The organism is Accumulibacter sp. (genome assembly GCF_023806565.1).
Classification (GTDB): Bacteria; Pseudomonadota; Gammaproteobacteria; order Burkholderiales; family Rhodocyclaceae; genus Accumulibacter.
Genome location: NZ_JAMTDV010000074.1, coordinates 1 through 3,662 on the forward strand (window position 1 = coordinate 1; position 3,662 = coordinate 3,662).

Sequence of the window (3,662 nt, forward strand, 5' to 3'; positions counted from 1 at the left end):
CTTCGTCGCGCCCAGGCTGGTGGTGACTGACGACGGCTCGCATTCCGTTCGCATGATCCGACGACGCGTGACCGGCAGGGTAACGACGTTGGCACCCAGTATCGCTCGGTCATTTTCTGGCACAGCGCAGAGCAGGCGCAGGTCGCCGCGGAGTTGATCACTGAACTCGGCAAGGCGGATCTGTGGCCAGCAACGATCGTTACCGAAGTACTGCCGGCGCCGCGGTTTTTCGCAGCGGAATCGTATCATCAGCAGTATTTTCGCAAGAATCCCGAGCAGGACCATTGCCAGGCGGTCGTCAGTCCAAAGTTGGCGAAGTTTCGCCAGCGTTTTGCCGGTCGACTCAAGGCGAGTCAATGAATTCCCGCAGGTCGCGGACGAAGCGATCCCGCTCCCACTGGTGGGGTGAGTGGTCGGTACCTTCGTAAATGTGCAGCACCGCGTTGGCGATCCTGTTCTGGACGTAGTGGGCGGTGTCGCTCCGGTAGTAATTGCTGGCCCCGCCGTACACCAGCAGCGCAGGAATGTCGATCCGTTCGAGGGTATCTCGATAGTCGGCTTCGGTCAGGCTCTCCCAGCAGGCGATCAGAGGCGCAGGATCCTGCTCTTTCAGCCATTGCCGAGCCTTGTCCAGGCCCCTTGATCCTTGCTGATATTTGTCCCGGGCGCGTTCGTTGAGGCCCATCGCGCCGAGCAGGAGAACGGACTCGGCGAAGTCGCTCTCCAGGTGGCGCAGAAAGGCGGCGGAACGCTCGCGATCGAAATCGCCGTAGATGCCGTTCATCCATTCCGCGTCGGTCAGCAGTTTGGGCGACTGATCCAGGAAGCAGACCTTGCGCAAGCTTCGGCAGCCACGGTCCTCGATGTACTGCCACAGGGTCAGGGCACCCATCGAGTGGCCAACGGCGACGAGTTGATTGAGGTCGAAGTGCTCGATCAGATTGTGCAGGTCCTGTGCCATGCGCTGGACCGTCGGAGCGGTGTCGCGGGTCAGGCGATGTCCGCCATGGCCGCGAGCATCCCATCGGAATACGCGGTGATGCGCTGTCAGTTGGTCAAGAAAGGGAGACCATTCCCGGTGGCTGGCCGTCCAGCCGTGCAGCATGAGGATCGGTGCACCGTCGCCGGAAACGTGCACATGGATCTTTTCGCCATCATCGGCAAAGAAATGCGTCATCGAATCGAAGCAGCGAAAGAGGATCGCTTTCTCAGAAGTACTGATCCAGTACTATACACTCGGCGTCTAGCGACGCGTCGAAAGAATGCGCGTTCGGGGGATCCCCGTCCGCTTCCTGTAGGATGCCCGCCCCATGAAAGTGCTTGGTTCCCCTGTTTTCGGCAGCTCTCCGAGAGGCCTTTTTTCGTACCGCAAGTACTGGGCCTGTCGCTTCGGGACTGCCCCGTTTTTGCCGATGTCGCGCGCCGAGATGGCGACGCTTGGCTGGGATTCGTGCGACATCATTCTGGTCACCGGCGACGCCTACATCGATCATCCGAGTTTCGGCATGGCGCTGATCGGGCGCCTGCTCGAGGCGCAGGGCTTTCGCGTCGGCATCATCAGCCAGCCGGACTGGCGGTCGGCCGCATCCTTTCGCGCGCTCGGCAGGCCGAATCTGTTTTTCGGAGTGACCGCCGGCAACATGGATTCGATGGTCAATCGTTATACGGCCGATCGCAAGCCCCGCTCCGACGATGCCTACACGCCGAATGGCGAGCCCAACAGGCGGCCCGATCGGGCGGTCGTCGTCTATGCGCAGCGCTGCCGGGAAGCATTTCCCGGAAGCAACGTGGTCATCGGATCGATCGAAGCCAGCCTGCGCCGAATTGCCCATTATGATTACTGGTCGGACAAGGTGCGGCGGTCGGTGTTGCCCGATGCGAAAGCCGACCTGTTGATTTATGGCAGCGCCGAGCGAGCGATCGTCGAGCTGGCGCATCGTCTCGCCGCCGGCGAACCGATCGACAGCATTCGTGATCTCCGCGGCACAGCCTTTCTGGTGCCGCGCGGTTGGCGGCCCGGCGACAACTGGAGCGAGATCGATTCGACCGAGGTCGACACGCCGGGTCGCCTGACTCGCCATGCCGATCCCTATGCCACGGTGCCGGCGAGCGACCGGGAGGCCCCCTGCATGGCGGGGCCGACGCAAGCCGAACATGACGACCGATCCGATCGGACGCAGGTGATCCGGTTGGCGGCGAAACCCGATCGCGCGCGCACCGCGATTCGCCTCCCATCGTACGAACAGGTCGCTGCCGATCCGGTGCTCTACGCGCACGCCTCGCGCACCTTTCACCTCGAGTCGAATCCGGGCAATGCGCGGGCGCTGATCCAGGCGCACGGCGAGCGCGACGTCTGGCTGAATCCGCCGCCGATCCCGTTATCGACGCCCGAAATCGACGGCGTCTTCGCCGCGCCATTCCAGCGCCGGCCACACCCCGCCTACGGCGACGCGAAGATTCCAGCTTTCGAAATGATCCGCTTCTCGATCAACATCATGCGCGGCTGCTTCGGCGGCTGCACCTTCTGCTCGATCACCGAGCACGAGGGGCGCATCATCCAGAGCCGCTCCGAGCAATCGATCCTCCACGAAATCGAGGAGATTCGCGACAAGGCGCCCGGATTCACCGGCGTCATCTCCGACCTCGGCGGACCCACCGCCAACATGTATCGCCTGGCGTGCCGGGACCGGAAAATCGAGTCCGCCTGTCGTCGCCTGTCGTGCGTCTTCCCCGGCATCTGCAGCAACCTCGTCACCGACCACACGCCGCTCGTCCGGCTTTATCGCAAGGCGCGGGCGCTGCCCGGCGTGAAGAAAGTGCTGATCGGCTCGGGATTGCGCTACGACCTGGCGGTGCGCGATCCGCAATACGTCAGGGAACTGGTGACGCACCACGTCGGCGGCTATCTCAAGATAGCCCCCGAGCACACCGAGGAAGGACCGCTGGCGCACATGATGAAGCCGGGAATGAGTTCGTATGACCAGTTCAAGGCGATGTTCGAGAAATTCTCGAAAGAGGCCGGCAAGGAACAATACCTGATTCCCTACTTCATCGCCGCGCATCCGGGAACCACCGATCAGGACATGCTGCATCTGGCGCTCTGGCTGAAACGCAACCGTTTCCGTCTCGATCAGGTGCAGACCTTCCTGCCAACGCCGATGGCGATCGCCACGGCGATGTATCACAGCCGGAAAAACCCGCTGAAAAAGGTCAGCCGCGAGTCCGAGCCGGTCGACGCCGTACGAGGGGCCCGACAGCGCCGGCTGCACAAGGCCTTTCTGCGCTATCACGATCCCGAGAACTGGCCACTGCTGCGCGAAGCGCTGCGGGCGATGGGCCGTGCCGATCTGATCGGCAACGGCCTGAAACACCTGGTTCCGGCCTTTCAGCCACCGGCGACCGGTGGGCGTGGCGTACCGTCCGGACGCGCGCAGGCTCCACGACGCTCGATCCAAGACAAAGTGGCTGAACGCCGCTCTTCATAGGGCGTCCCAAGCGGGCTCAGCGTGGAGGAGTCCTTGCGCTCAGCGCCGCGTAGAAGTGAGCAAGAGTTTTTCCTGCCCACGGACGAGCACGACACGCGGGGAGTGTGACGCGCAAGTTGCTAGAGCGACTTGCACGGCAATAGAATTGGTCTCGGTTCTTGGTCACGCTAGGCTTGC

2 protein-coding genes and 1 pseudogene are annotated in these 3,662 nt (G+C 62.8%); 2 read left to right on the top strand and 1 reads right to left on the bottom strand.

Going from position 1 to position 3,662, the window contains the following annotated elements:
- Nucleotides 1-96: 96 nt before the first annotated feature.
- Nucleotides 97-360, top strand: a pseudogene (locus tag NFV80_RS08875) (peptide-methionine (S)-S-oxide reductase); the annotation flags it as partial.
- Here NFV80_RS08875 and NFV80_RS08880 read toward each other — a convergent pair.
- Entirely contained in the window at nucleotides 344-1,177 is an 834-nt protein-coding gene (locus NFV80_RS08880; protein ID WP_295328481.1) for an alpha/beta hydrolase, read from the bottom strand. The pseudogene NFV80_RS08875 and the gene NFV80_RS08880 overlap by 17 nt on opposite strands.
- Before the next feature lie 133 nt (nucleotides 1,178-1,310).
- On the opposite strand from NFV80_RS08880, the gene NFV80_RS08885 reads away from it, so the two are divergent.
- The gene (locus NFV80_RS08885; RefSeq protein ID WP_295328479.1) at nucleotides 1,311-3,485 is read left to right on the top strand and encodes a YgiQ family radical SAM protein; all 2,175 of its coding nucleotides are present in this window, start codon (nucleotides 1,311-1,313) and stop codon (nucleotides 3,483-3,485) included.
- Nucleotides 3,486-3,662: the final 177 nt, after the last annotated feature.

Excerpts from the sequence above, each read along its gene's own strand:
- NFV80_RS08880 (WP_295328481.1), bottom strand. The coding sequence starts at position 1,177 with ATGACGCATTTCTTTGCCGATGATGGCGAAAAGATCCATGTGCACGTT.
- NFV80_RS08885 (WP_295328479.1), top strand. The coding sequence starts at position 1,311 with ATGAAAGTGCTTGGTTCCCCTGTTTTCGGCAGCTCTCCGAGAGGCCTT.